The 27,000-nt window shown below is 70.5% G+C and carries 25 protein-coding genes and 1 tRNA gene; 18 read left to right on the top strand and 8 right to left on the bottom strand.

What is annotated here, in order from left to right; all coding sequences use genetic code 11:
* Nucleotides 1-382 precede the first annotated feature (382 nt).
* A tRNA-Gly gene (locus OG534_RS17125) sits at nt 383-453 on the bottom strand.
* Nucleotides 454-913: 460 nt separating this feature from the next.
* Between OG534_RS17125 and dcd the strand changes: the two genes are divergently transcribed.
* Entirely contained in the window at nt 914-1,501 is a 588-nt protein-coding gene (gene dcd, locus OG534_RS17120; protein WP_030152916.1) for a dCTP deaminase, read from the top strand.
* Nucleotides 1,498-1,998: a phosphoribosyltransferase gene (locus OG534_RS17115; RefSeq protein ID WP_326588922.1), complete on the top strand. Its 501-nt coding sequence runs from the start codon at nt 1,498-1,500 to the stop codon at nt 1,996-1,998. Before dcd ends, OG534_RS17115 begins: the two co-directional genes overlap by 4 nt.
* A 101-nt stretch (nt 1,999-2,099) precedes the next feature.
* Here the strand turns inward: OG534_RS17115 and OG534_RS17110 are convergent, their stop codons facing one another.
* Nucleotides 2,100-3,008, bottom strand: coding sequence for a Yip1 family protein (locus tag OG534_RS17110; RefSeq protein WP_326588921.1), 909 nt, complete (start codon nt 3,006-3,008; stop codon nt 2,100-2,102).
* Between the two features lie 386 nt (nt 3,009-3,394).
* Between OG534_RS17110 and OG534_RS17105 the strand changes: the two genes are divergently transcribed.
* Nucleotides 3,395-3,898, top strand: a complete 504-nt coding sequence (locus tag OG534_RS17105; RefSeq protein WP_326588920.1) for a hypothetical protein — start codon at nt 3,395-3,397, stop codon at nt 3,896-3,898.
* Nucleotides 3,899-3,971: 73 nt separating this feature from the next.
* Here OG534_RS17105 and OG534_RS17100 read toward each other — a convergent pair whose 3' ends face one another.
* Both OG534_RS17100 and OG534_RS17095 read right to left on the bottom strand, forming a co-directional pair.
* A complete protein-coding gene (locus tag OG534_RS17100; RefSeq protein ID WP_326588919.1) occupies nt 3,972-6,584 on the bottom strand; it encodes a (Fe-S)-binding protein in 2,613 nt (870 codons plus the stop codon).
* Between the two features lie 110 nt (nt 6,585-6,694).
* Nucleotides 6,695-7,225 carry a sugar transferase gene (locus tag OG534_RS17095; RefSeq protein ID WP_326588918.1) on the bottom strand — a complete coding sequence of 177 codons (531 nt, stop codon included), beginning with the start codon at nt 7,223-7,225 and terminating at the stop codon, nt 6,695-6,697.
* A 321-nt stretch (nt 7,226-7,546) separates the two neighbouring features.
* Between OG534_RS17095 and dnaK the strand changes: the two genes are divergently transcribed.
* From dnaK to OG534_RS17075, 4 genes are read left to right on the top strand one after another with little or no spacing between them, the layout of a single operon-like run.
* Nucleotides 7,547-9,394, top strand: coding sequence for a molecular chaperone DnaK (dnaK, locus tag OG534_RS17090; protein ID WP_326588917.1), 1,848 nt, complete (start codon nt 7,547-7,549; stop codon nt 9,392-9,394).
* The gene (grpE, locus tag OG534_RS17085) at nt 9,394-10,068 is read left to right on the top strand and encodes a nucleotide exchange factor GrpE (RefSeq protein ID WP_326588916.1); all 675 of its coding nucleotides are present in this window, start codon (nt 9,394-9,396) and stop codon (nt 10,066-10,068) included. Before dnaK ends, grpE begins: the two co-directional genes overlap by 1 nt.
* Nucleotides 10,069-10,107: 39 nt before the next feature.
* Nucleotides 10,108-11,289, top strand: a complete 1,182-nt coding sequence (gene dnaJ / locus OG534_RS17080; RefSeq protein ID WP_326588915.1) for a molecular chaperone DnaJ — start codon at nt 10,108-10,110, stop codon at nt 11,287-11,289.
* 2 nt (nt 11,290-11,291) lie between these two features.
* On the top strand, nt 11,292-11,762 hold the full coding sequence (locus tag OG534_RS17075) for a heat shock protein transcriptional repressor HspR (protein ID WP_326588914.1): 471 nt from the start codon (nt 11,292-11,294) through the stop codon (nt 11,760-11,762).
* A 72-nt stretch (nt 11,763-11,834) separates the two neighbouring features.
* Here OG534_RS17075 and OG534_RS17070 read toward each other — a convergent pair whose 3' ends face one another.
* On the bottom strand, nt 11,835-12,950 hold the full coding sequence (locus OG534_RS17070; protein WP_326588913.1) for a helix-turn-helix transcriptional regulator: 1,116 nt from the start codon (nt 12,948-12,950) through the stop codon (nt 11,835-11,837).
* Between the two features lie 102 nt (nt 12,951-13,052).
* Here OG534_RS17070 and OG534_RS17065 point away from each other — a divergent pair, with 102 nt between their 5' ends.
* Both OG534_RS17065 and OG534_RS17060 read left to right on the top strand, forming a co-directional pair.
* On the top strand, nt 13,053-13,313 hold the full coding sequence (locus OG534_RS17065) for a hypothetical protein (protein WP_326588912.1): 261 nt from the start codon (nt 13,053-13,055) through the stop codon (nt 13,311-13,313).
* Nucleotides 13,310-13,624 carry a (2Fe-2S)-binding protein gene (locus tag OG534_RS17060; protein ID WP_326588911.1) on the top strand — a complete coding sequence of 105 codons (315 nt, stop codon included), beginning with the start codon at nt 13,310-13,312 and terminating at the stop codon, nt 13,622-13,624. Before OG534_RS17065 ends, OG534_RS17060 begins: the two co-directional genes overlap by 4 nt.
* Nucleotides 13,625-13,758: 134 nt before the next feature.
* Here OG534_RS17060 and OG534_RS17055 read toward each other — a convergent pair whose 3' ends face one another.
* Nucleotides 13,759-14,172, bottom strand: a complete 414-nt coding sequence (locus tag OG534_RS17055) for a pyridoxamine 5'-phosphate oxidase family protein (RefSeq protein WP_326588910.1) — start codon at nt 14,170-14,172, stop codon at nt 13,759-13,761.
* 127 nt (nt 14,173-14,299) lie between these two features.
* Here OG534_RS17055 and clpB point away from each other — a divergent pair, with 127 nt between their 5' ends.
* Both clpB and OG534_RS17045 read left to right on the top strand, forming a co-directional pair.
* A complete protein-coding gene (gene clpB / locus OG534_RS17050) occupies nt 14,300-16,885 on the top strand; it encodes an ATP-dependent chaperone ClpB (RefSeq protein ID WP_326588909.1) in 2,586 nt (861 codons plus the stop codon).
* 180 nt (nt 16,886-17,065) lie between these two features.
* Nucleotides 17,066-17,617: a YbjN domain-containing protein gene (locus OG534_RS17045; RefSeq protein ID WP_326593675.1), complete on the top strand. Its 552-nt coding sequence runs from the start codon at nt 17,066-17,068 to the stop codon at nt 17,615-17,617.
* Between the two features lie 3 nt (nt 17,618-17,620).
* Here the strand turns inward: OG534_RS17045 and OG534_RS17040 are convergent, their stop codons facing one another.
* Nucleotides 17,621-18,811, bottom strand: a complete 1,191-nt coding sequence (locus OG534_RS17040) for a glycosyltransferase family 39 protein (protein WP_326588908.1) — start codon at nt 18,809-18,811, stop codon at nt 17,621-17,623.
* A 239-nt stretch (nt 18,812-19,050) separates the two neighbouring features.
* Entirely contained in the window at nt 19,051-20,241 is a 1,191-nt protein-coding gene (locus tag OG534_RS17035; protein ID WP_442807096.1) for a pyridoxal phosphate-dependent aminotransferase, read from the bottom strand.
* Nucleotides 20,242-20,498: 257 nt separating this feature from the next.
* Between OG534_RS17035 and OG534_RS17030 the strand changes: the two genes are divergently transcribed.
* The 7 genes from OG534_RS17030 to fbaA all read left to right on the top strand — a co-directional run bounded on the left by OG534_RS17030 (nt 20,499) and on the right by fbaA (nt 26,971).
* A complete protein-coding gene (locus OG534_RS17030) occupies nt 20,499-20,627 on the top strand; it encodes a hypothetical protein (RefSeq protein WP_326588906.1) in 129 nt (42 codons plus the stop codon).
* Between the two features lie 308 nt (nt 20,628-20,935).
* Nucleotides 20,936-21,484: a DUF2617 family protein gene (locus tag OG534_RS17025; protein WP_326588905.1), complete on the top strand. Its 549-nt coding sequence runs from the start codon at nt 20,936-20,938 to the stop codon at nt 21,482-21,484.
* Between the two features lie 337 nt (nt 21,485-21,821).
* Nucleotides 21,822-23,465: a polyamine aminopropyltransferase gene (locus OG534_RS17020; RefSeq protein ID WP_326588904.1), complete on the top strand. Its 1,644-nt coding sequence runs from the start codon at nt 21,822-21,824 to the stop codon at nt 23,463-23,465.
* Nucleotides 23,466-23,497: 32 nt separating this feature from the next.
* Nucleotides 23,498-24,316 (top strand): SRPBCC domain-containing protein, encoded by an 819-nt coding sequence (locus OG534_RS17015; protein ID WP_326588903.1) that lies wholly within the window; start codon nt 23,498-23,500, stop codon nt 24,314-24,316.
* Nucleotides 24,317-24,349: 33 nt separating this feature from the next.
* Entirely contained in the window at nt 24,350-25,138 is a 789-nt protein-coding gene (locus tag OG534_RS17010) for an aldose epimerase family protein (protein WP_326588902.1), read from the top strand.
* Nucleotides 25,139-25,159: 21 nt separating this feature from the next.
* Nucleotides 25,160-25,699, top strand: coding sequence for an orotate phosphoribosyltransferase (pyrE, locus tag OG534_RS17005; protein WP_326588901.1), 540 nt, complete (start codon nt 25,160-25,162; stop codon nt 25,697-25,699).
* 249 nt (nt 25,700-25,948) lie between these two features.
* Nucleotides 25,949-26,971 carry a class II fructose-bisphosphate aldolase gene (gene fbaA, locus OG534_RS17000; protein WP_326588900.1) on the top strand — a complete coding sequence of 341 codons (1,023 nt, stop codon included), beginning with the start codon at nt 25,949-25,951 and terminating at the stop codon, nt 26,969-26,971.
* Nucleotides 26,972-27,000: the final 29 nt, after the last annotated feature.

Genomic DNA, 27,000 nt, shown 5'->3' with positions numbered 1-27,000 from the left:
GTTACTCGGTGGTTACTTAGCGACTATAGGGCCAGCCGCCTGGGGGTCCTCCCGGCGGTTTCGCGCTCCCCTGCCAGGTGCATCGAGGACGACTGCCGGAGTGCGCTGGAGGCAGAGGCGTGGCGCCGGCCGGGCGGCGATGGCAGCGAGCGCCGACATGCTCCCGGAGGCTGACGGTGCTCTGGCGGCAGGACGTGTCTGGTGAGGTGAGCGCTGTCCTGTCGGGGCAGCCGCTGTGGCGGGACTCAGATGACAGCGGAAGGCGTGCGATGCCCAACCCGACACTCCAATGGGTCACTTATCGCACGCGAATGGCACGCCGGGCCGGAGGGGTCTAGACAACGAAGAAGGCCCAGGTCGCTGACCTGGGCCTTCGTTCAAGAGCGGATGACGGGAATCGAACCCGCGCTATAAGCTTGGGAAGCTCATGTTCTACCATTAAACTACATCCGCGCAGAGGGCCAGTTGCCTGGAGCCCTAGCGTTGCACACTCTACCTCATGATCGACCCCCGGTGAATTTGCCGCGGGGTCGTTGTCGTGTGTGGTGTGCACGGAGGCGTGTGGGGGCGGGAGTTGGGGCGTACCGTGGGGGTGCGGAGCGGCGGCTGGAGTGGGTGCCGATCATCCCCTAATGTGGCGATTCGTCGCAGTACGGCTCGTTGGGGAAAGGGACTCGATGGAGCACACCGTCGTCCGTTGTGCCGAAGGGCACGTTTTCAGTACCGCCTCCTTCCCGCTGCAGCACCTCGGTGCCGGCCGGATCGGGCCCGGGCGGCTGCTGCGGTGTCCGCGGTGCGCGCGGTTGCGGCACGCCGTGCCCGTGGGTGGCACGAAGCGATAGCGGCAGGGCCAGGCGCGCGGATCGCCCCTCTCGATTGGGGGTGGCCCGCGCGCTCTGCGTATCCTCGGGACGTGCTTCTCTCTGACAAAGACATCCGGGCCGAGATCGACAGCGGACGGGTCCGCATCGACCCGTTCGAGGAATCGATGGTGCAGCCCTCCAGCATCGATGTACGTCTCGACCGGTTCTTCCGGGTGTTCGAGAATCACCGCTACGCCCACATCGATCCCGCGGTCGAGCAGCCCGACCTGACGCGGATGGTCGAGCCCGAAGGGGACGAGGCGTTCATTCTGCATCCGGGTGAGTTCGTCCTCGCCTCGACGTACGAGGTCGTCTCGCTGCCCGACGACATCGCCTCCAGACTGGAGGGGAAGTCCAGCCTGGGTCGCCTCGGCCTGGTGACGCACTCGACCGCCGGGTTCATCGACCCCGGGTTCTCGGGCCACGTGACCCTGGAGCTGTCGAACCTCGCGACGCTGCCGATCAAGCTCTGGCCGGGCATGAAGATCGGACAGCTGTGCATGTTCCGGCTCAGCTCGCCCGCGGAGTTCCCGTACGGCAGCGAGCGGTACGGATCCAGGTACCAGGGGCAGCGCGGACCGACCGCCTCGCGCTCCTTCCAGAATTTCCACCGCACCCAGGTGAGGCACGAGGCATGAGTGACGGAGTACGCGAGAACCTCGACTACGAGGGGTTCGGACGCGCAGTGCGCGAGCTGGCGCAGACGATCGCCGACGACGGCTACGAGCCCGACATCATCCTGAGCATCGCCCGCGGCGGGGTCTTCGTCGCCGGCGGGCTGGCGTACGCGCTCGACTGCAAGAACATCCACCTCGTGAACGTGGAGTTCTACACCGGCGTCGGCACCACGCTGGAGATGCCGGTCATGCTGGCGCCCGTGCCCGAGGCGATCGACTTCACCGACAAGAAGGTCCTCATCGCCGATGACGTGGCCGACACCGGCAAGACGTTGAAGCTCGTCCACGACTTCTGCCTGGGCCACGTCGCCGAGGTGCGCTCCGCCGTCATCTACGAGAAGTCCCACTCGCTCGTGAAGTGCGAGTACGTGTGGAAGAAGACCGACGAGTGGATCAACTTCCCCTGGTCCGTCGAACCGCCCGTCGTGAAGCGCGAGGGTCAGGTCCTCGACGCGTAGGCCGCCTACGGCACACGGCAAACGGCACACGGGAAGGGCCCGCCGCGCAGACAGTGCGCGGCGGGCCCTTTCGCTGTCGTGTGTCTGTGCGCGGGCCTGGGCTAGATCGTGCCCAGCTTGATGATCGACAGCAGCGCGATCAGCTGGATCGCGGACGCGCCCAGTGCCTTCGGCCACGGCAGGTCGTGCGACTTGCTGATCAGCGAGGTGAAGAGCGCTCCGGCCGCGACCCAGGTGGCCCAGCCCAGTACCTGGACGACCATGTTGTCGCCGCCGAGGAACACGGCGAACAGCAGGCGCGGCGCGTCCGTCACGGACATGACCAGCATCGACAGGCCCACGGTCGGCTGCCACGTGCCGTCGCCGCCCATCTGGCGGGCCAGGGTGTGCGTGACCGCGCCCAGGATCAGTCCGCAGATGACGAACGCCACGCCGGCGGAGAGGACGATCGGGACGGCCTTCGACAGGGTCGCGTTGATCACGTCCTCGCGGGCGTCGTCGAGGCCGAAGACCGCGAGGAGCCCGTAGAGGAAGGTCACGACCAGCGCGGGACCCCAGACGGCGTAGTCGCGCATCTGCAGGAAGGTCTGCCCCGGCCGCGTCACGATGCCGCGGAGCAGTTCCTTCCAGTGCAGCCGGGGCCCGGCCGGCGCCGCAGCGGCCGCGCCCGCCTGGTAGGTCGCGCCCTGGCCGTACGGGTCCTCACCGACCGCGAAGACCTGGGTGTGCCCCGGGTTGTCGTTGGTGTAGCCCCCGCCGCCTCCGTGGCCGTACGGGGGCTGCTGCGCGTGCGGCGGCTGCTGCCCGTACGGGTCGAAGTACTCCGGCTCGCCGTGGCCTCCGGCGTTCGGCTGCGGCCACTGCTGCTGCGGTGGCGGGCCGCCGACGGGAGGGTAGGGCTGCTGGCCGTACGGCGGCGGTTGCTGCTGACCGTACGACTGCTGCTGCTGCGGGGGTTGTTGCGGAGAGCGGTTGTTGTTCCGGCCGCGTCCGATCCTGAATCCAGCCACGTGATCGAACGTACCTGGTCCGGCGGACTCCGGTGGCCGGGCGGCCGGAAGAGCCACCCTTTGCGGCTGACCTGTGACATCCCTTAGGGGATCCCCGAGGGGCTGTCCCCACCCCCTGCCGCGCCGCGTCGCATGTCCGGTTTAAGTGACTGCGCAACAGTTTGCTGCTCTTCGTTACGTTTCCGGCGGAATATGCACATGTTGAGTCCGTAGCTTCGTGGCTGTCGCCGCCCCACCGTACGAACGAGCACGAGGAAGAGCCCCATCATGCGCAGCAGCCGCCGCACCACCCTCCGTACCGCCGCCGTCGTCACCGGCGCGGCCGCCGTCCTGGCCCTCCCGGTCGGGTCCGCCTTCGCGGACTCCCGGCCGTCCCGGAGCCGGAGGTGCTGCCGGGCATCGAGCAGCCGGAGGTGAAGAAGGAGAGCTCGGTGCGGATCGGCATGCCCGACGGGCGGATCGCCAAGCTGGTCGACGGACCGAACGGCAAGCGCGTCGAGATCTCCATGCCGAACGGCAGCGCCCTCGGCGCGATCGACCTGAAGCGCCCGAGCACGCAGAACGATGGCTGGACGTACAAGCTCGTTCAGGACGGCAAGCGCGTGAAGTTCGTCGTCATCGACGGCAAGGGCGGTGGGAACAGCTGGGTGTACGACTTCAACGGCCGGCTGATCGAGAAGTACACGGTCGACGGGGCGAAGAAGGACGTCGTGAGGAAGGACGTCAACATCGTTCCCAAGGGCGGTGTGAAGGCCGGTGCGGAAGGGGTCACGCCGTCGGAGGGCGAGAACCCGATGCTGCTCGCCGCGGGCGGCGGCATGGCCTCGGCGGGTGCGGCCGGGCTGGGTTTCGCCCTGCTGCGGCGCCACCGCGCGGGCGACGGGGGCTGAGCCCGTCCCCGAACGCCGGAACGGCCGGTCCCCCGAGTGGGGGACCGGCCGTTCCGGCGTGTTGCGGGATGACCTACTTGCCGTCCTCGGGCTTCGCCTCGGCCGCCTCCGGCTCGGCCGGGGTCTCGGCCTCCGCCTCCGGCTTGGCGTCAGACTTCGTCTCCGCCTCCGGGGCCGCCTCGGCGGCAGCTTCCGCGTCCGCGTCGGCCTTCGTCTCGGCCTCAGGAGCCGCCTCGACGGCAGCCTCCGCGTCGGCCTCGGCCTCGGCTTCCGCCTTGGCCTTCGCTTCCGCCTCTGCCTCAGCCTTGGCCTTCGCCTCGGCTTCCGCCTTAGCGGCGGCCTCCGCAGCAGCCTTCGCCTTGGCTTCGGCTTCCGCCTCGGCCTTCGCCTTGGCTTCCGCCTCCGCCGCAGCGGCGGCCGCAGCGGCCTCCGCCTCCGCCTCGGCCGCAGCGGCCGCGAGCTCCGCCTCCGTCGGCTCCGGGGCCTTCACCGACTCCAGCAGCAGCTGCGCCACGTCCACGACCTGCACGGACTCCTTCGCCTTGCCGTCGTTCTTCTTGCCGTTGACCGAGTCGGTCAGCATGACGAGGCAGAACGGGCAGGCAGTGGAGATGATGTCGGGGTTCAGGGACAGGGCCTCGTCGACACGCTCGTTGTTGATGCGCTTGCCGATCCGCTCCTCCATCCACATCCGCGCGCCACCGGCGCCACAGCAGAAGCCCCGCTCCTTGTGGCGGTGCATCTCCTGCTGCCGCAGCCCCGGCACGGCCGACATGATCTCGCGCGGCGGCGTGTAGACCTTGTTGTGCCGGCCCAGGTAGCACGGGTCGTGGTAGGTGATCAGGCCGTCGACCGGCGTCATCGGCGTGAGCCGGCCCTCGTCGATCAGGTGCTGGAGCAGCTGCGTGTGGTGGATGACCTCGTACTCGCCGCCCAGCTGCGGGTACTCGTTCGCGATGGTGTTGAAGCAGTGCGGGCAGGTCGAGACGATCCGCTTCGCCGACTTCGGCTTCTTCGTCTCCGGGTCGTCGTCGTCCTCGCCGAACGCCATGTTCAGCATGGCCACGTTCTCCTGGCCCAGCTGCTGGAACAGCGGCTCGTTGCCCAGGCGGCGCGGCGAGTCACCGGTGCACTTCTCGTCGCCGCCCATGATCGCGAACTTGACGCCCGCGATGTTCAGCAGCTCCGCGAAGGCCTTCGTGGTCTTCTTGGCCCGGTCCTCCAGGGCGCCTGCGCAGCCGACCCAGTAGAGGTAGTCGAACTCGGAGAGGTCCTCCGCGTCCTTGCCGATGATCGGGACCTCGAAGTCCACCTCCTTGGTCCACTCGACGCGCTGCTTCTTCGCCAGGCCCCAGGGGTTGCCCTTCTTCTCCAGGTTCTTGAGCATCGTGCCCGCCTCCGACGGGAACGCGCTCTCGATCATCACCTGGTAGCGGCGCATGTCGACGATGTGGTCGATGTGCTCGATGTCGACCGGGCACTGCTCCACGCACGCACCGCAGGTCGTGCAGGACCACAGCACGTCCGGGTCGATGACGCCGTTCTCCTCGGCCGTGCCGATCAGCGGGCGCTCGGCCTCGGCGATGGCGGCGGCCGGGACATCCTTCAGCTGCTCGGCCGTGGCCTTCTCGTTGCCCTCCATGTCCTTGCCGCCACCGGCCAGCAGGTACGGGGCCTTGGCGTGCGCGTGGTCGCGCAGCGACATGATGAGCAGCTTCGGCGACAGCGGCTTGCCCGTGTTCCAGGCCGGGCACTGCGACTGGCAGCGACCGCACTCCGTACACGTGGAGAAGTCGAGGATGCCCTTCCAGGAGAACTGCTCGACCTGCGAGACGCCGAAGACGTCGTCCTCGCCCGGGTCCTCGAAGTCGATGACCTTGCCACCGCTGGTCATCGGCTGGAGCGCGCCGAGCGCGACCGCGCCGTCCGCGTTCCGCTTGAACCAGATGTTCGGGAAGCCGAGGAAGCGGTGCCAGGCGACACCCATGTTGGTGTTGAGCGAGACCACGATCATCCAGATCAGCGAGGTGCCGATCTTGATCATCGCGGTGAAGTAGATGGCGTTCTGCAGCGCGCTCGCCGAGAGCCCCTCGAAGGCCAGGACCAGCGGGTACGAGACGAAGTACGCCGGCTCGTACGAGTCCACGTGGTGGATCGCGCCCTCGAGGCCGCGCAGGCACAGGATCGCGAGGCCGATGGTGAGGATGACGTACTCGACGAAGTACGCCTGCCAGGCCTTCGAGCCGGTGAAGCGCGACTTGCGGCCGGCCCGCGAGGGCAGGCTGAGCAGGCGGATCACCATCAGGACGACGATGCCGACGACCGTCATCAGGCCGATGAACTCGATGTACATCTCGAACGGCAGGAAGCCGCCGAGGATCGGCAGCACCCAGTCGGCCTCGAAGAGCTGGCCGTAGGCCTGCGCCAGGGTCGGCGGCAGCGTCAGGAAGCCGATCGCGACGAACCAGTGCGCGAAGCCGACGATGCCCCACCGGTTCATGCGGCTGTGGCCGAGGAACTCCCGGACGAGGGTGAGCGTTCGGGCCTTCGGGTCGTCCGTGCGGCTGCCGGCCGGCACGGCCTGGCCGAGCTTCACGAAGCGGTAGATCTGCGCCACGGCTCGGGCGAGCAGCGCGACGCCGACCACGGTCAGGACCAGCGACACGATGATCGCGGCGAGTTGCATGGGAGGGCTCCTCGGGCGGCACTTACTAAGCGGTAACTTATGAAGTCAAGGCTTGAGGTTACCCATTCCCGACGCCGCAATGTAGCTGAGCGTGCGGTGATCTGTGTCGCTCAGGCGACCCTTTGCCGGTACGCCGCACGCGGGGTCTGCGCCAGGATCGCGAGGTCCATCCCGAGCCAGTGGTTCTCCACATAATGCCGGTCCAGCAGAGCCATCTCCTCCCAGGGGAGGTCCGAGCGCGCACTCACCTGCCACAAGCCGGTCATTCCGGGGCGTACGAAGAGCCGGTCGGGGCGGTCCGTACGGGCCTGCGGGCGCGGCCCGACCAGTGACATCTCGCCGCGGAGCACGTTGAGCAGCTGGGGGAGGCCGTCGAGGGCGCAGCGGTCCAGGGCCGCGCCGAGCCGGCCGGTGTCGGCGGTGCGCAGCCGCCACGTGCGGAAGGGCCGTCCGGCCAGGCCGGCGGCGGGGTCCCGGATGAAAGGCCGGCCGCCCTGGGTCGCGTACAGCAGTGCGGTGATGGCACCGAGTGGCAGGCCGAGCACGGCGAGCAGGACCACTGCCCCGACGAGGTCGAGCACCCGCTTCGCCGGTGGGGCGGCGGGTACCCGTACCCGCGGAGCGGTGAGTGTGAGGGGCATGCCAGCACCGTGCCGTACGCCTCCGGCGGTCTTGCGGTGGCGCGCGGCCGGGGTGCCCCGTTCGGCCCCGGCTCCGCCGTCAGGGCTCCGCCCCCCGAACCCCGCTCCTCAAACGCCGGCGAGGCTGAAATGCAGCCCCTCCGGCGTTTGAGGAGCGGGGTCTGGGGCGGAGCCCAGGAGGGCTGGGCCGCGCCCGGGTCCTCAAGATTGCGCGTAAGTGCGACCTAAAGGTTGAGCCGACCCGACTCAGCTCTGTTGACGCAAGCGCAGCGATGCGGCATGGTTGAGTCTGTTCCACTCAAGTCAGCTGGAGGAATCGAAATGGCACGTGCGGTCGGCATCGACCTGGGCACCACTAACTCCGTCGTCAGCGTTCTGGAAGGCGGCGAGCCCACCGTCATCACCAACGCCGAGGGCGCCAGGACCACGCCGTCCGTCGTCGCCTTCGCCAAGAACGGTGAGGTCCTCGTCGGCGAGGTGGCCAAGCGCCAGGCGGTCACGAACGTGGACCGGACCATCCGCTCCGTCAAGCGCCACATGGGCACTGACTGGAAGATCAACCTGGATGGCAAGGACTTCAACCCGCAGCAGATGAGCGCCTTCATCCTGCAGAAGCTGAAGCGCGACGCCGAGGCGTACCTGGGTGAGAAGGTCACGGACGCGGTCATCACCGTCCCGGCCTACTTCAACGACTCCGAGCGTCAGGCGACGAAGGAGGCCGGTGAGATCGCCGGCCTGAACGTCCTGCGCATCGTCAACGAGCCGACGGCCGCCGCCCTGGCCTACGGTCTCGACAAGGACGACCAGACCATTCTCGTCTTCGACCTCGGTGGCGGCACCTTCGACGTGTCGCTCCTGGAGATCGGCGACGGTGTCGTCGAGGTCAAGGCCACCAACGGTGACAACCACCTCGGTGGCGACGACTGGGACCAGCGCGTCGTCGACTACCTGGTGAAGCAGTTCGCCAACGGCCACGGCGTCGACCTGTCCAAGGACAAGATGGCGCTCCAGCGTCTGCGCGAGGCCGCCGAGAAGGCGAAGATCGAGCTGTCCTCCTCCACGGAGACCACGATCAACCTGCCCTACATCACGGCTTCCGCCGAGGGCCCCCTGCACCTGGACGAGAAGCTCACGCGCGCCCAGTTCCAGCAGCTGACCGCGGACCTGCTCGACCGCTGCAAGAACCCGTTCCACAACGTCATCAAGGACGCGGGCATCAACCTGTCCGAGATCGACCACGTCGTCCTGGTCGGCGGCTCCACCCGCATGCCGGCCGTCGCCGAGCTCGTCAAGGAGCTCACCGGCGGTCAGGACGCCAACAAGGGCGTCAACCCGGACGAGGTCGTCGCCCTCGGCGCGACCCTCCAGGCGGGCGTGCTCAAGGGTGAGGTCAAGGACGTCCTGCTCCTCGACGTGACCCCGCTGTCCCTCGGCATCGAGACCAAGGGAGGGATCATGACCAAGCTCATCGAGCGCAACACCACGATCCCGACCAAGCGGTCCGAGATCTTCACGACGGCCGAGGACAACCAGCCGTCCGTGCAGATCCAGGTCTACCAGGGCGAGCGCGAGATCGCGGCGTACAACAAGAAGCTCGGCATGTTCGAGCTGACCGGCCTGCCGCCGGCCCCGCGTGGCGTCCCGCAGATCGAGGTCTCCTTCGACATCGACGCGAACGGCATCATGCACGTCACGGCCAAGGACCTCGGCACGGGCAAGGAGCAGAAGATGACCGTCACCGGCGGCTCTTCCCTCGCCAAGGACGAGGTCGACCGCATGCGCCAGGAGGCGGAGCAGTACGCGGACGAGGACTCCCGTCGCAAGGAGGCGGCCGAGTCCCGCAACCAGGGCGAGCAGCTCGTCTACCAGACGGAGAAGTTCCTCAAGGACAACGAGGACAAGGTCCCGGCCGACGTCAAGACCGAGGTCGAGACCGCCGTCTCCGAGCTGAAGGAGACGCTCAAGGGCGAGGACACGGCCGAGATCCGCACCGCGACGGAGAAGCTCGCCGCAGTCAGCCAGAAGCTCGGCCAGGCGATCTACGCCGACGCCCAGGCCGGCCAGGCGGCCGGTGGCGCCGCCGGTGACGCGGGCCAGGCCAAGGCCGACGACGACGTCGTCGACGCCGAGATCGTCGACGACGAGAAGCCGAAGGGCGGCGCTGCCTGATGTCGGAGGAGACCCCGGGCTTCGATGAGAAGCCCGAAGTCCCCGCCGACGCCGCTCAGGACGACGCCGAACCGAAGGCCGCCGACTCCGCCGACAAGGCGGAGGGGGCGGCCCCGGCCGGGGACATCGCGCAGGACGTAGCCCTGCTGGCGCAGCTGGACCAGGCCCGTACCGCGCTCTCCGAGCGCACCGCGGACCTCCAGCGGCTCCAGGCGGAGTACCAGAACTACCGCCGCCGGGTGGAGCGGGACCGGATCACCGTCAAGGAGATCGCGGTCGCCTCCCTCCTGACGGAACTGCTCCCGACCCTGGACGACATCGGCCGGGCGCGGGAGCATGGCGAGCTGGTCGGCGGCTTCAAGTCGGTGGCCGAATCGCTGGAGACGGTCGCCGCCAAGATGGGTCTGCAGCAGTTCGGCAAGGAGGGCGAGCCCTTCGACCCGACGATCCACGAGGCCCTGATGCACTCGTACGCGCCGGATGTCACCGAGGACACCTGCGTGGCGATCCTTCAGCCGGGGTACCGGATCGGCGAGCGTACGATCCGCCCCGCACGGGTCGCGGTGGCCGAGCCCCAGCCGGGTGCGGCCCCCAAGTCCCCGGGCTCCGACGCAGCGGTCGCGGAAGGCGAAGCGCCGTCGGACAAGGACGCGGATGCCCCCGACAAGGGCTGATGCACCACATGTAGAGGCACGAGAGGAGGGACACCGGGGATGAGCACGAAGGACTTCGTCGAGAAGGACTACTACAAGGTCCTCGGTGTCCCGAAGGACGCCACCGAGGCCGAGATCAAGAAGGCGTACCGGAAGCTCGCACGCGAGTTCCACCCGGACGCCAACAAGGGCGACGCCTCCGCCGAGGAGCGCTTCAAGGAGATCTCCGAGGCGAACGACATCCTCGGCGACGCGAAGAAGCGCAAGGAGTACGACGAGGCGCGCGCCCTGTTCGGCAACGGTGGCTTCCGCCCCGGGCCGGGCGGCGGCGGCTCGTTCAACTTCGACCTGGGCGACCTCTTCGGGGGCACGCAGCAGGGCGGCGGCGCGGCCGGCGGCTTCGGCGGCGGCATCGGCGACGTCTTCGGCGGCCTCTTCAACCGCGGCGCCGGCGCCGGTGCGGGCACCCGTACCCAGCCGCGCCGCGGCCAGGACGTCGAATCGGAGGTCACCCTCTCCTTCACGGAGGCGGTGGACGGGGCCACGGTCCCGCTCCGGATGTCCTCCCAGGCCCCCTGCAAGGCGTGCTCGGGCACCGGCGACAAGAACGGCACCCCCCGGGTGTGCCCGACCTGTGTCGGCACCGGACAGGTCTCGCGGGGCAGCGGCGGCGGCTTCTCGCTGACCGACCCCTGCGCGGACTGCAAGGGCCGCGGCCTGATCGCGGAGACCCCCTGCGACGTCTGCAAGGGCAGCGGGCGCGCCCGCAGCTCCCGCACCATGCAGGTCCGGATCCCGGCGGGCGTCTCCGACGGCCAGCGGATCCGGCTGCGCGGCAAGGGCGCGCCGGGCGAGCGCGGCGGTCACGCCGGCGACCTCTACGTCGTGGTGCACGTCGGCGCCCACCCGGTGTTCGGCCGCAAGGACGACAACCTGACCGTGACCGTGCCGGTGACGTTCGCGGAGGCGGCGCTGGGAGCCGACATCAAGGTCCCGACCTTGAACGGCCCCTCGGTGACGCTGAAGCTGCCGCCGGGCACCCCCAACGGCCGCACCATGCGGGCCCGCGGCAAGGGCGCGGTCCGCAAGGACGGATCCCGCGGCGACCTGCTGGTGACGGTGGAGGTCGCGGTCCCGACCGAGCTGTCCGACAAGGCCCGCGAGGCGCTGGAGATGTACCGCGAGGCGACGGAGTCCGAGGACCCGCGCTCCGCGCTGTTCGAGTCCGCGAAGGGAGCATGACCATGGACGGCCGCCGACGACAGTCCTCCCGCCTGGGCGGGGGCTACCAGCTCACCGACGAGACCCCGGTCTACGTGATCTCGGTGGCCGCCCAGCTCTCGGGCCTGCATCCGCAGACCCTGCGCCAGTACGACCGTCTCGGTCTGGTCTCCCCGGACCGTACGGCCGGCCGCGGCCGGCGCTACTCGGCCCGCGACATCGAACTGCTCCGCACGGTGCAGGCGCTGTCCCAGGACGAGGGCATCAACCTGGCGGGCATCAAGAGGATCATCGAACTGGAGAACCAGGTCGCCGCGCTCCAGCAGCGCGTGGCCGAGCTCTCCGCGGCGGTGGAGGGCGCGGCGGCCACGCTGCAGGCCCGCGAGGCCCAGGTGCACGCCTCGTACCGGCGCGACCTGGTCCCGTACCAGCCTCCGCAGCCGGGCAGTGCCCTGGTGGTCTGGCGGCCCAGCCCTAAGCGCCCGATGGACTGACCCGGTCGCTGCACCCGGTCCCTGTGCACTCCTCCAGGCTCCGCCCCTCCCAGGGCGGGGCCTGAGGGCTTTCTAGAGGCCTTCCCGGTCCCGGTCCGGGTCCCGGTCCTGCTCCGGCTCCCGGTCGTGCTCCTGGTGCGCGTCCGCGTCCATGTCCGCATGCGCGTCCGTGTCCGGGCCGGAGGGCCGGCCCAGGATGCCGGACTGGGCGATGAGGTAGCCGAGCTGGGCGCGGCTGCCGCTGCCGAGGGTGGTGGCGAGCTTGGCGATGTGGGCGCGGCAGGTGCGGACGTTCATGCCGAGGCGGCGGGCGATGGCCTCGTCGACGTGGCCCTCGATGAGGAGCTGGGCGATGGTCCGCTGCACGCCGGAGATCCCGCCTGGGGTGCTGCGGTAGGTCACTTCCTCCTGCAGCGGCACGGCCCGGTGCCACAGCTGCTCGAACACCTTGATGAGGTAGTCGACCAGGCCCGGGTGGCGCAGTTCCAGTGCGACCCGGCGGTCGTCGCTCACCGGGATGAAGGCGACCGTGCGGTCGAAGATGATGAGGCGTTCTATCAGCTCTTCGAGGGTGCGGATCTCCACCTTGCCCGTGGAGATCCGGTCCACGTAGGCGAGCGTGCCCTGGCTGTGCCGCGCGGTGTGCTGGTAGAGGGTCCGTATGCTGACCCCGCGGTCGATCAGCGGCTGGTCCCGCTCCAGGGCCTGCGTGAGGGCCACGGAGGGCCGGGCGCCGCCCGGTTGGACCGTCAGGACCTCGGTGTGGCATTCGGCCGTCGCGAGGTTCAGGGCGGCGTTGATCCGCTCGAAGCCCTCCAGCACCGTGATGGCGTGGGTGTTGGCCGGGCTCTGTGCACTGATGGCGAGGAAAGGCTCGAAAGTGTCGGTGAGATCTACAGCGCTGCGTCGGCGGTCCTGGATCTCGCGTTCAATCGGATGGAGCCGTTGAGCCAAAGCGACGGACGGGGGAACCGGACGCAGTTGGTTCGCGTCATCCGGGTCGGGCTGCAGAAGAGCGAATTCAAGCAGGCAGGGGGCGTTCTGGATCTCGCCCCGGGCGATCCGGCCGGTGCTCAGTGCAGTCGCGTAGAGCCTCGTTCCCTCGGTGCACATGGACGTGACGGGGTGGGGATGTGTCGGGTTTGTGTCGTTCCGTGTCAAATCTCCACCCCCCAGGGTCCTGAACATGCAAGAACATGATGCATCGTCCCTGTGGCATTGACGTGCCTGAATGAGCCATCGTCTGTCACGCGGGGGAGAGGATTCCATCAAGTGAGGACGAAGCCGACCATGTACAAGAGAATGCTTCGCTCGGTGCTTGCCATAGGTTTCTCCGCCGTTGCGGTTTTTGGGGCAGTCAGCGCCGTCGAAAGTGACGCGGGGAGCGCTAGGGACGGTCAGGGATCGAGCCTGACGAGCACGGAGTTCGACACAGGCTGGACGACGGCGCCCGTGGGCAAGTACGCGGACACCGGTTGGACCAGCGGCCCGCTGGACGACGGGAAGGCCGATACAGGCTGGACCGACGCTCCTGTGACGGTGTCCGCATGACCCCCGACGATCGCGGCTTCCGCCGCGAGATGGCCTCCGCCTACCGATCGGGCTGGCAGTTCATCGATCTCGCCACGGCCATCCCCCACCCCGGCGACTCGGTGATGGTCACCCTGTTCGGCCAACCGATCGTCGTCGTGCGCGAGGAGGACGAGGACGTACGTGCCTACCGGTGCCTGCGCCGCCCGCGGGGCGCGCCGCAGCCCGTCCGCTGCGAGGTGCGCTACGGAATGGTCTTCGTCAATCTCGATCAGCGCGATCACCAGCTCTTCGAACCCGATATCACCACCGCCACCCCCCGCAGTGCCTGAAGCGATTCCCCCGTCGTTGCAGATCGCTCAGGCGCTACCCCCACACAACGGCGCCATCGTGGACCTGACCACGATGGCGCCGTTGTGATGTCCGCGTCCAGTGCCTGAACCGGACAAGATGAAGGATCAACGGCTCAGGCGCGCCCCATGGCCCGGTCCAGGATGATCTCCATGACGACCCGGTCGGGATTGGGTGCCGGCGTGCGCCCGTAGCGCTCCGCGTAGCGCGCCACCGCGTCGGCGACCGACGCCGCGTCCGTGCGGATCACCGCACGCCCTTCGAGGGTGGCCCAGCGGCGCCCCTCCATTTGGCAGACCGCGACCCGCGCCCCGCCCGGCTGCGCGGCCTGCGCCGCCAGGACGTTGCGGACCTTCTTGCTGTGCTTGTTGCTGATCACCCGCGCCAGCCCGGCCTCCGGGTCGTACGTCACGCCCACCGGCACCACGTGCGGGGTGCCGTCGGGGCGCGGGGTGGTCAGCGTGCAGACGTGCCGCTCCCGCCAGAAGGCGAGGTACTCGGGCGTCGGGTTGAGTACGTCAGGGGACATGGCCCGAAGGGTACGGCCCGATGGTGTCCTCAGCTGCCTTGAGTGGAATAGACTCAACTTTGCATACGCTGATTCTGTCAGAGTTCGTCAGAGTGAGTTCTGTACCCTCCGGAGAGGAGAAGACGCAGTGGACGCCGAGCTGACCAACAAGAGCCGGGACGCGCTGAACGCGGCCACCAGCAGGGCCGTCAAGGACGGCCATGCGGATCTGACCCCCGCGCACCTGCTGCTGGCCCTGCTCGCCGGCGAGGACAACGAGAACGTCATCGACCTGCTGGTCGCCGCCGACGCCGACCAGGCCGCCGTGCGCGGCGGCGCGGAGCGGCTGCTCGCCGCCCTGCCCAGCGTCACCGGATCCACGGTCGCGCCCCCGCAGCCCACCCGCGACCTGCTCGCCGTACTCGCCGAGGCCGACGCCCAGGCCGGCAGGCTCGGCGACGAATACCTCTCCACCGAACACCTGCTCATCGCCATCGCGGCCAAGGGCGGCGCGGCCGGTGAGGTCCTCACCGCCCAGGGCGCGACCGCGGAGAAGCTGCTCGCCGCATTCGAGAACGCACGAGGAGGACGGCGGGTGACCAGCCCCGACCCCGAGGGTCAGTACAAGGCCCTGGAGAAGTTCGGCACCGATTTCACGGCGGCCGCGCGCGAGGGCAAGCTCGACCCGGTCATCGGCCGCGACCACGAGATCCGGCGCGTCGTACAGGTCCTCTCGCGCCGCACGAAGAACAACCCGGTGCTCATCGGCGAGCCCGGCGTCGGCAAGACGGCCGTCGTCGAGGGCCTGGCCCAGCGCATCGTCAAGGGCGACGTCCCCGAGTCCCTGAAGAACAAGCGCCTCGTGGCCCTGGACCTCGGCGCCATGGTCGCCGGCGCCAAGTACCGCGGTGAGTTCGAGGAGCGGCTGAAGACCGTGCTCGCCGAGATCAAGTCGAGCGACGGCCAGATCATCACCTTCATCGACGAGCTGCACACGGTCGTCGGCGCGGGCGCCGGCGGCGATTCCGCCATGGACGCGGGCAACATGCTCAAGCCCATGCTGGCCCGCGGCGAGCTGCGCATGGTCGGCGCGACCACCCTCGACGAGTACCGCGAGCGGATCGAGAAGGACCCGGCGCTGGAGCGGCGCTTCCAGCAGGTGCTGGTCGCCGAGCCGTCCGTCGAGGACACCATCGCGATCCTGCGCGGGCTCAAGGGCCGCTACGAGGCCCACCACAAGGTGGTCATCAACGACAGCGCGCTCGTGGCCGCCGCGACCCTCTCCGACCGCTACATCACCTCCCGCTTCCTCCCCGACAAGGCCATCGACCTCGTCGACGAGGCCGCGTCCCGGCTGCGCATGGAGATCGACTCCTCCCCGCTGGAGATCGACGAGCTCCAGCGCTCGGTCGACCGCCTGCGCATGGAGGAGCTGGCGCTGAAGAACGAGTCCGACCCGGCCTCGATGGAGCGCCTGGAGAAGATCCGCAAGGACCTCGCCGACAAGGAGGAGGACCTGCGGGGCCTGACCGCCCGCTGGGAGAAGGAGAAGCAGTCCCTCAACCGGGTCGGCGAGCTCAAGGAGCGCGTGGACGACCTGCGCGGACAGGCCGAGCGCGCGCAGCGCGACGGCGACTTCGACACCGCCTCCAAGCTGCTCTACGGGGAGATCCCGACCCTGGAGCGCGAGCTGGCGGAGGCCACGGAGGCCGAGGCCGAGGCGTCCAAGGGGACGATGGTCAAGGACGAGGTCGGCCCCGACGACATCGCGGACGTGGTGGGCGCCTGGACCGGCATCCCCGCGGGCCGCCTCCTGGAGGGCGAGACCCAGAAGCTGCTGCGCATGGAGGACGAGCTGGGCCGCCGGCTGATCGGCCAGGGCGAGGCCGTACGGGCCGTCTCGGACGCCGTGCGCCGCACCCGCGCCGGCATCGCCGACCCGGACCGCCCGACCGGCTCCTTCCTCTTCCTCGGCCCGACGGGCGTGGGCAAGACGGAGCTGGCCAAGGCGCTCGCCGACTTCCTCTTCGACGACGAGCGGGCCATGGTCCGCATCGACATGTCGGAGTACGGCGAGAAGCACAGCGTGGCCCGTCTCGTCGGCGCCCCGCCCGGCTACGTCGGGTACGAGGAGGGCGGCCAGCTGACCGAGGCGGTCCGCCGCCGCCCGTACAGCGTGGTGCTCCTCGACGAGGTCGAGAAGGCCCACCCCGAGGTCTTCGACATCCTGCTGCAGGTCCTGGACGACGGCCGCCTCACGGACGGCCAGGGCCGGACCGTGGACTTCCGCAACACCATCCTGATCCTCACGTCGAACCTGGGATCACAGTTCCTCGTGGATCCGGTGACGCCGGAGGAGCAGAAGAAGCAGCAGGTCCTGGACGTGGTCAGGGCGAGCTTCAAGCCGGAGTTCCTCAACCGCCTGGACGACCTGGTGGTCTTCTCCGCCCTGAGCCGCGACGAGCTGGCGCACATCGCCGAGCTCCAGATCGGCCGCCTCGCCCGGCGCCTGGCCGACCGGCGCCTGGCCCTGGACGTCACGCCCGAGGCACTGGCCTGGCTGGCGGACAAGGGCAACGATCCGGCGTACGGCGCCCGGCCGCTGCGCCGCCTGATCCAGACGGCGATCGGCGACCGCCTGGCCAAGGAGATCCTGTCCGGCGAGATCAGGGACGGCGACACCGTGCGGGTCGACGTGGCGGGCGAGGGCCTGCTGGTCGGCAAGGCGCTCTGACCCCGGAGCCCCCCGGCTCCGTCCTGGTGCCGGACCCTGTGTCCGTTTTCCTGTCCGCCTTCGTGTCCGCCTTCGTGTCCGCCCTTCGTGTCCGCCCGCAGCGGATCGGGTGGCCGGGGCTGGACACGGGGTGGGCGGGATGGGGGAGGATGCATGTATCCGCACGAAGGGAAGTACACGGTGAGCATCGACCCGGCCTCGATTCCGAACTTCGGAGGGCAGCAGCCCGAACCGCAGGCCACAGGACCGGCGGGCCCCGTCGTCCCCGACCAGGATCTGGTCAAGCAGCTTCTGGAGCAGATGGAGCTCAAGTACGTCGTCGACGACGAGGGTGACCTCGCGGCGCCGTGGGAGGATTTCCGCACGTACTTCATGTTCCGCGGCGAGGACGAGCAGCAGGTCTTCTCCGTGCGGACCTTCTACGACCGTCCGCACAAGATCGACGAGAAGCCGCAGCTTCTCGAGTCGATCGACGACTGGAACCGCCGCACCCTGTGGCCGAAGGTCTACAGCCACACCCACGACGACGGCTCGGTCCGCCTGATCGGTGAGGCGCAGATGCTGATCGGCACCGGCGTCAACCTGGAGCACTTCGTGTCCTCCACGGTCAGCTGGGTCCGCGCGTCCATCGAGTTCGACAAGTGGCTCGTCGAGCAGTTCGGCCTGGAGAAGGACATCGACTCCACCGACGGCGACGACAACGGTGACGACAACGGCGACAAGACCAACTAGCCGTTACAGCGGTACGCGGGCCACCAGCAGCAGGTACAGCCCGTAGCCGTAACCGAGCCCGGCCACCACCGCGGTCACCACGACCGCGGTGCGCGGCCGGGCTCTCGCCATGACGGCGGCCAGCGGCAGCAGCAGCGGGAAGGCCGGCAGCAGGAAGCGCGGCTTGGACTCGAAGTACCCCGCCCCGCCGAAGGTGATCACCAGCAGGACCGCGGTGTACGCGAGCAGCGGCAGCGGGGTGCGGTCCAGGACCAGCAGCACCGCCAGGAGCCCGGCCACGGCCAGCAGGATCACCGTCACGGTGGTGGCGAACGGCACGTGCCCGCCGGTCAGCACCCGCTCCGCCGAGCGCAGCGCCCCGGCACCGAAGTCGAAGCGGGAGCCCCAGCCGCGCTGCACGGCGAAGTAGCCGCCGAACGGGTCGTCCACCTTCACCCCGACGGCCAGGACGTACGCGGCCCAGCCGGCCGGCGCCACCAGCCCGGCCACCCACACCTCGGGTGCCCGGGATCTTCGTATGACGAGCGTGTACAGGGCCACGGCCGATACGGCGGCCGCGACGGCGAGTCCGGTGGGGCGGGTCAGCCCGGCGAGCACGGCGAGGCCGGCGGCCCACAGCCAGCGCTCGCGCAGCAGGGCGTAGAGAGCCCAGGCGGCGAACGCGGCCAGCAGTGCCTCGGTGTAGGCGAGGGTCAGGACCACCGCGTGCGGCAGCGCCGCCCACAGCCCCACGAGCAGCAGCCCGGCGCGCGGCCCGATCACCCGCTCCCCGACCCGGTAGATCCCGAGGGCGGCGACGGCGGCGCAGACCCAGGAGACGAGGAGCGCGGCGGGGACGAGCCCGCCGGGCAGGACGTCGGAGACGATCCGGATCAGCGTGGGATAGAGCGGGAAGAAGGCGTAGTCGCTCTGCACGGGCCCGGTGCCGGTGATGCGGTCGGCCGACATCACGGTCCGCCCGTAGCCGTTGGCGGCGATCCCGAGGTACCAGTCCGAGTCCCACGACCTGCCTAGCACCCGCACCGGATCCCGTCCGGCCCACCAGGACCCGACGGCGAGCACCAGCACCCCGGCCCCGCGGACGGCGGCGAACACCCCGAGCGCGATCACCGTCGTCGGCGCCGCCGACCGTACGGCCCGCACCGCGCGCATCTCCAGGGGCGACGCGGACAAGGTCGCTCTGCCCGTTGCCATGTATCCCGACTCTCCGGCTCTCGGTGGGTCCGCTCACCCGACGGTGAGGGCTTCGGGCACGTGTACGGCGGTCAGCTTCACACCGGCCTCAGCCACCACGCAACCACACGCGGTAGCCGACACGATCCGGCCAGGGCAGGGGCAGGGCAGGGGGCATCGCGGGGCCGGGTCACGGCGGAGCGGGCCCGGGGGCAGGAACGGGGTCGGGCCGGGGCAGGCCCGTGGTCAGGGGCGGCCGGTCACAGGCGGCGCAGCCGGTCGGCGGCCTCCCGCAGGACGTCCTCGCGCTTGCAGAAGGCCCAGCGCACCTGTGTGGCTCCGGCGGCCTTGTCGTCGTAGAACACCTGGTTCGGGATGGCGACGACGCCGCAGCGTTCGGGGAGGGCGCGGCAGAAGGCCAGGCCGTCCTTCTCGCCTAGGGGGGTGATGTCGGTGGTGATGAAGTACGTGCCCTGCGGGCGGAAGACCTCGAAGCCGGCCGCCGCGAGGCCGTCGGCGAGGATGTCGCGCTTGACGGCCAGGTCGGCGCGGAAGGCTTCGTAGTACGTGTCGGGGAGGGCGAGGGCCTCGGCGATCGCGTACTGGAAGGGGCCCGAGGAGACGTAGGTGAGGAACTGCTTCGCCGAGCGGACCGCCGCGACCAGTTCCGGGGACGCGGTGACCCAGCCGACCTTCCAGCCCGTGAACGAAAAGGTCTTGCCGGCCGACCCGATGGTGACCGTGCGCTCGCGCATGCCCGGGAAGCCCGCCAGGGGGGTGTGGGCGCCCTCGAAGACCAGGTGCTCGTAGACCTCGTCCGTGACGACCAGCAGGTCGCGCTCGACCGCCAGCTCGGCGATCGCGGTGAGCTCGGCCGGGGTGAGGACGGTGCCCGTGGGGTTGTGAGGGGTGTTCAGCAGGAGCAGGCGGGTGCGCGGGGTGACGGCGGCGCGCAGTTCGTCCAGGTCAAGGGTGAAGGCGCCGGCGTGCGGGCGCAGGGTGACAGGGACGCGTACCGCGCCGGCCATCGCGATGCAGGCCGCGTACGAGTCGTAGTACGGCTCCAGGGCGATGACCTCGTCGCCCGGCTCCAGGAGGGCCAGGAGGGCGGCGGCGATGGCCTCCGTGGCGCCCGCCGTGACCAGGACCTCGGTGGCGGGGTCGTAGCCGAGGCCGTAGAAGCGCTGCTGGTGCGCGGCGATCGCGGTGCGCAGCTCCGGGACGCCGGGGCCCGGCGGGTACTGGTTGCCGAGCCCCGTGAGGACCGCGCGGGAGGCCGCCTCGGCGATCTCCGCAGGGCCGTCGGTGTCGGGGAAGCCCTGGCCGAGGTTGATCGAACCGGTGCGGGCGGCCAGGGCCGACATCTCCGCGAAGATCGTCGTGCCGAAGGCCGCCAGGCGGCGGTTCAGGAAGGGGCGGTCGCTGCTCACGGATGCGCTCATGGGCGTCATCCTGCGGGCAACCTCTGGACTTGCTCAAGTGTGCTTTGGGCCGCGCGGGCCGGGGGCATCTCCCCCTCACGCGGGACGCGGGGATCCCGCTCCCCGGGAGGACCGGGGCATGAGAGAAGGGCGGGCATCGTGTTCGCTTTGATTGTTGTCATCGGGGTTCTGTTCATCGCGTTCATCGCATTCGTCGTGGCCTTGGGGATCCGGTCGACCCGGTCGACCCGGTCGACCCGTCGCCACAGCGGCAGGCGCCACAGCTGGTGGACCGGCGACGGCGGCTCGTCGTCCGGGAGCGGCTGCGGGTCCTCTTCTTCGTCCTGCGGCGGATCGTCTTCCTCCTGCGGGGGCGGAGGAGGGTGTGGCGGCGGCAGCTGACACGGGGCAGCTGACACCGTCCGGACGAGGGCGCCCGGCGGTCCGATTTCCGTCGGACGTCCTCTCGTTCGCCCCTGCATGCCGACGCGCGGGACGCAACTTGTTGAACACGTGAACTGTGGAGCCCCCGGGGGGATGTAAACCCCTTCAAGTTGGGTAAAAACGCTGTGAGTGCCGTGCCTTTCATGATTCCCTCGGTTGAGTAGACCAGTCCTCGGACCTTTCCTGGACTTCCTGTGGACCCGTGCCGGTGTCCCCCCACCCGTTGACTACCGCTGGCGGGCCCCGGCCCATCTCCCTCGCGCGTTTGCGGAGCCGACTCATGCTCACGACCCTCCAGACCTCATACACCGACACGCGTGCCGCCGATCTCGCCTGGGCGTTGGGTCGGGACCGGCTGCCCGCCCTGGCCGTACTGAATCTCGAACTGTCGGGCGCCAAGGTGGAGTTGCGCCTGCTCGGGGCCTCCCATCAGGTTCTCCTGGAGGAGGGGGAGGTGCTCTGCTCGGAGACGGTCGCCTGCATGCCCGGCAGCAGTACGCCGCTGCCGCTCGGCGTGGCCAAGCGGGTGGGCGACTGGGAGTACGAATTCGCCGCGCGCGTCGAGACCCTGTCCCGCGGGTCGTTCGCGGGGAGGGCGCAGGAACTGCTCGCGCTGGTGGCGGACCACCCGAACGGGCTAGCGGGGACCTTTCCGGGAAGTCCGCACGCCTTCACCGCCATGCTCGCGCAGCGGTACGAGGGTCAGGTGCGCTGGCGGACCTGGCACGCGTACCCGCAGGAGGGCCAGCTCGTGGCCACCCGGACGCGGGTCGGGGTGCGGATGGGGGCCGCCGCGGCGGCGGCCTTGGAATCGCCCGCGCTGATGTAGCGGGAGCCGTGCGGGGCCGTGCGGGGCCGTGCGGGGACGTGCGGGGGCCGGGCGGGGGCCGGGCGGGGCCGCCCCGTGGTCGGCCGAGGGGCGGTCGAGGGTGACCGCGGGTGGTCGAGCGCGACCGGGGGCGACCGGGGGCGACCGGGGAGCGGCCGGCGGGTGGTCGCGGGGCCGCCGCGGGGCGTTCGGAGGGCGACCGGGGCGGGCCGGCGGGCGGTCGGCGCTCCGGGGCGCGGACATTGTGACGCCGTTACGCCAACTGGCCGGATCAATGCGCCACTTACACCCATGTGGGTGACCGGATGCAGGTGGGCGGTGACGTACGGTTCGCTTCATGATCGACCGTTCCGTCCCGCGCCGGGTACTCCCGGCTCCGGAGCCGCGGGGCGCCGCGACCGTCCCGGCCGCCCTGCCCGTTAGGCCCCGGACCGGCCGACTCCTCGTCCTGGCCACCGTGTTCGTCTGCGCCGCCTGCGGGCTCGTGTACGAGCTGGAGCTGCTCGCCCTGGGCACCTACCTCATCGGCGACTCCGTCACCCAGGCGTCGGTCGTGCTGTCCGTCATGGTCTTCGCCATGGGCGTCGGCTCCCTGCTCGCCAAGCGCCTCCGCCACCGGCCCGCCTTCGGCTTCGCCGCCATCGAGGCCGGGCTCGCGCTCCTCGGCGGGCTGTCGGCCATAGCTCTCTACGCGAGCTTCGCCTGGCTGGGGGAGTCCCGCCCCGCGCTCGTCGCCTTCTCCTTCGCCATCGGCGTGCTGATCGGCGCGGAGATCCCGCTGCTGATGGTCCTCATCCAGCGCGTCCGCAGACAGGACGCGGGCGGGGCCGTCGCGGACCTGTTCGCCGCCGACTACGTGGGCGCCCTCGTCGGCGGCCTCGCCTTCCCGTTCCTGCTGCTCCCGATGCTCGGCCAGCTCACCGGCGCCATGCTCACCGGCACCGTCAACGCGGCTGTCGGCGGCGGGCTGGTCCTGTGGCTGTTCCGCCGCGACCTGAGCCGGCGCTGCCGCTGGGTGCTGATCGCCGCGAACGTGACGGTCCTTGCGGTGCTGGCCTCCGCGACCGTCCTCGCCGACGACTTCGAGCGGGTCGCCCGGCGCGCCGTCTACGGCGGGGAGGTCCGGGTCGCCGTCCAGACCGGGGTGCAGGAGCTGGTGCTCACCGGGCCCCCGACCGGCTCCCCGCGCTCCCTCGACCTGTACCTCGGCGGCCGGCTGCGGGTCAGCGGATACGACGAGTACCGCTACCACGAGTCCCTCGTGCACCCCGCGATGACCGGCCCGCACGCCCGCGTCCTGGTCCTCGGCGGCGGCGACGGGCTCGCCGCCCGCGAGGTGCTCCGCTACCGGGACGTCGCCTCCGTCACCGTCGTCGAGCTCGACCCCGGCGTGGTCCGCCTCGCCCGCACCGACCCGATGCTCTCCGCGCTCAACGCCGGGGCGTACGAGGACCCGCGGCTGGCCGTCGTCACGCAGGACGCCTTCCGCTGGCTGCGGGGTCCGGCCGCCCGCGACCGCTTCGACGTCATCGTCTCCGACCTCCCCGACCCGGGGATCACCCCCAGCACGAAGCTGTACTCGCAGGAGTTCTACGGGCTGGCCGCGCGGGCCCTGCGCCCCGGCGGCCGGATGGCCGTGCACGCCGGGCCGCTGGCCACGCGTCCGCGTGCGTACTGGACCGTCGACTCCACCCTGCGCGCGGCCGGCCTGCGCACCGCCCCCTACAGCGCGGGCGGCCGCCTCTCGGGCCTGACCGCCGGACCCGACCGCACCCCCCTCGGTGTGGACGAAGCGCCGCCGCAGGACTGGGGCTTCGTCCTGGCCGCCCGCGAGCAGGTCCCGCAGCTGCACGTGGACCGCGACACGCCCGCGCTGCGCTCGCTGTCGAGCCGCTCCCTGCAGGACGCCGCGCGCGACGCGGAACGCACCCGGGTGCCCGGACTTCCGCCGTCGACCCTGCCGCACCCCCGGTATTCGTGACCGGCGCGCCCGTCGTCGGTAGGCTCGACCGCATGGAGCATCAGGTGTTCGTCCCGGTACCGGCAGACGATCTCCGCGCCGTGCTGCGCGACCCCGCCCGGGTGGCCCGGTGCGTACCGGGACTCCAGCAGGACGCCGACACCGAGTCCGGGCCGGTCTCGGGCCGGCTGAAGGTCCGGGTCGGCGGGAGCACCGTCACCTACCGGGGGTCCCTGGCCGTCACCGAGCGGGACCCCGGGCACTTCACCGTCGACGGTGAGGGCACCGAAGTCCGGGGCAGCGGCACCGTGAAGTTCTCCCTCGACCTGCGGCTGACCCCGGCCGAGGGCGGGACCAGGCTGGACTTCACCGCCGGGGGCACCGCCGACGGGCGCGCCGCCGCGTTCACCCCCGAGGCCGCCGCCACCTCCGTGCGGCGACTGCTGGACCGGGCCGTCGGGCGGCTGACCGCAGGGTCCGCCGTCAGCGACCCGGTGGCCGAGGCCGAGGACGCAGAGGACGCCGAGGGCGCGGACGGTCCCGGGTCCGCCGGGGACGACGTCACCGAGGTCTCCGCCTCGCTGTTCGAGACCGATGTGCCGCCGCCCTCCCTGGATCCCTTCCTGGCCGGGGAGTTCGAGGAACTCGACGGAACCCCGCGGCCCCCGGCCGAGGCCGCCCACGCCCGCCGCACCATGATCGGCCGCAGTGCGGAGGAGGTGGACCACGCGCCCCCGCGCGGGCGCTACGCCCCGGTCCCCGCGCCCGCGACCACCACCGCCGGCGACAGCCTGCGCTGGATCGCCCCGGCCGCCGCCCTCGCGCTCGCCTCGGCGGTCGTCATCGGCCGAGCCCTGCGCCGTCGTCGCTGACCTGCGGACCCGGCCCGCATTAGGGTCGACCGCATGAGTACGCAACTGAGCGCCGGCGGCGCCGAGGTGACGGTCGACCAGGAGAACGGCTGCCGGATCAGCAGCCTGCGCATCGACGGGACGGAGCTGCTGCGCCAGGGGCCGAGGTTCGGGGCCTTCCCGATGGTCCCGTGGTGCGGCCGGATCGAGAACGGCCGCTTCCACGACGGTGCGACCGTCCACCAGATGCCGGTCAACCACCCGCCGCACGCTCTCCACGGGTTCGGCCGCGACGCCCCCTGGCGTCCGGCGGGAGCCACCGCCACCGAGGCCGCCTTCACCTACGACCTCGCCGACCCGTGGCCGTACCCCGGCCGGGTGACCCAGGTCGTCGAGCTCGCCGAGAACGCGCTGACCCTCACCATGGGCGTCGAGACGTACGGGAACTCCTTCCCTGCCCAGGCCGGCTGGCACCCCTGGTTCCGGCGCGACCTCGGGGCCGGCGGCGGGGACGTCCAGATCGCCTTCGACCCCGCCTGGCAGGAGGAGCGCGGCGCCGACCACCTGCCCACCGGCAAGCGCATCGACCCCCGGCCCGGCCCCCGGGACGACTGCTTCGGCATGCCGCACGGGGTCGACGTCACGCTCACCTGGCCCGGCGCGCTGGAACTGCGGGTCACCAGCCGCTCCGAATGGGTGGTCGTCTACGACGAGGAGACCGAGGCCGTCTGCGTGGAGCCGCAGTCCGGTCCGCCGAACGGGCTGAACACCCTGCCGCGCCTGGTCACGCCGGTGGATCCGCTGGAGGTCTCCACGACGTGGACGTGGCGGCGGCTGCGCTAGCCCCCCTCTAAGCTCAGGGGCATGAGTGACGTACGGGATGCGCTTCTGCAGCAGATCAAGGACAAGGCCGTCGTGCACGGCAAGGTGATCCTCTCCTCCGGCAGGGAGGCCGACTACTACATCGACCTCCGCCGGATCACCCTCGACGGCGAGGCGGCCCCGCTGGTCGGCCAGGTCATGCTCGACCTCACCGCAGAGCTCGAATTCGACTGCGTCGGCGGTCTGACCCTGGGCGCCGACCCGGTCGCGACCTCGATGCTGCACGCATCCGCCGCGCGCGGTCAGCGCCTCGACGCCTTCGTCGTCCGCAAGGCCCAGAAGGCGCACGGCATGCAGCGCCGCATCGAGGGCACGGACGTGAAGGGCAAGCGCTGCCTGGTCGTCGAGGACACCTCGACCACCGGTGGTTCCCCGCTGACCGCCGTCGAGGCGGTCCGCGAGGCCGGCGGCGAGGTCGTCGCCGTCGCCACGATCGTCGACCGCGGTGCGGCCGGCGCGATCGCCGAGGCCGGTCTGCCGTACCTCACCGGCTACCACCTCCAGGACCTCGGCCTGTCCTAGACGTCCGGGACCGGCCACCGGGACAACTGGTGGCGAAGGTCCTCGGCAGCTCAGGAGAAGGGTCCTGACCTGCTCTTTCCCGAGAGGCCGGGATGTTTCACGTGAAACATCCCGGGCCGTTCGACCACCACGTGAGACCGGCAGGGTGGACCGCCCGGCGGAGTCTGGAAAGATAGGCGCGACGATGACGTCGCCCCCAGGTCAGGGCCCGCAATAAGCACACTCCCCGCACATCCAAGGAGCGGACAGATGCCCATCGCAACCCCCGAGGTCTACAACGAGATGCTCGACCGGGCGAAGGCAGGCAAGTTCGCCTACCCGGCCATCAACGTGACCTCGTCCCAGACGCTGCACGCTGCACTGCGTGGCTTCGCGGAGGCCGAGAGCGACGGCATCATCCAGATCTCCACCGGTGGTGCGGAGTTCCTGGGTGGCCAGCACAACAAGGACATGGTCACCGGCGCGGTCGCCCTGGCCGAGTTCGCGCACATCGTCGCGGCCAAGTACGACATCACGGTCGCGCTGCACACGGACCACTGCCCCAAGGACAAGCTGGACGGCTACGTACGTCCGCTCCTGGACATCTCCGCCGAGCGCGTGGGCCGCGGTCTGAACCCGCTCTTCCAGTCGCACATGTGGGACGGCTCCGCCGAGACCCTGGCCGACAACCTGGCCATCGGCCAGGAGCTCCTCGCCAAGGCCGTCGCCGCGAAGATCATCCTCGAGGTCGAGATCACCCCGACCGGCGGCGAGGAGGACGGCGTCAGCCACGAGATCAACGACGAGCTGTACACCACCGTCGACGACGCCATCCGCACGGCCGAGGCCCTGGGCCTGGGCGAGAAGGGCCGCTACCTGCTGGCCGCCTCCTTCGGCAACGTGCACGGCGTCTACAAGCCGGGCAACGTCGTCCTGCGCCCCGAGCTCCTCAAGGACCTCCAGGCGGGTGTCGCCGAGAAGTTCGGCAAGGCCTCCCCGTTCGACTTCGTCTTCCACGGCGGCTCGGGCTCCTCGGCCGAGGAGATCGCCACCGCGCTGGAGAACGGCGTCGTGAAGATGAACCTCGACACCGACACCCAGTACGCCTTCACCCGCCCCGTCGTGGACCACATGTTCAGCAACTACGCCGGTGTGCTGAAGGTCGACGGCGAGGTCGGCACGAAGTCCAAGTACGACCCCCGCACCTGGGGCAAGGCCGCCGAGGCCGGCATGGCCGCGCGCGTCGCCGAGGCGTGCGCGAACCTGCGCTCCACCGGTACCCGCCTGAAGTAGTCGGCCGCGCCGGGCCGTACCCAGGCTGC

This window comes from Streptomyces sp. NBC_01294, from assembly GCF_035917235.1.
Classification (GTDB): domain Bacteria; phylum Actinomycetota; class Actinomycetes; order Streptomycetales; family Streptomycetaceae; genus Streptomyces; species Streptomyces caledonius.
This window is presented reverse-complemented; position numbering and strand designations above follow the sequence as displayed.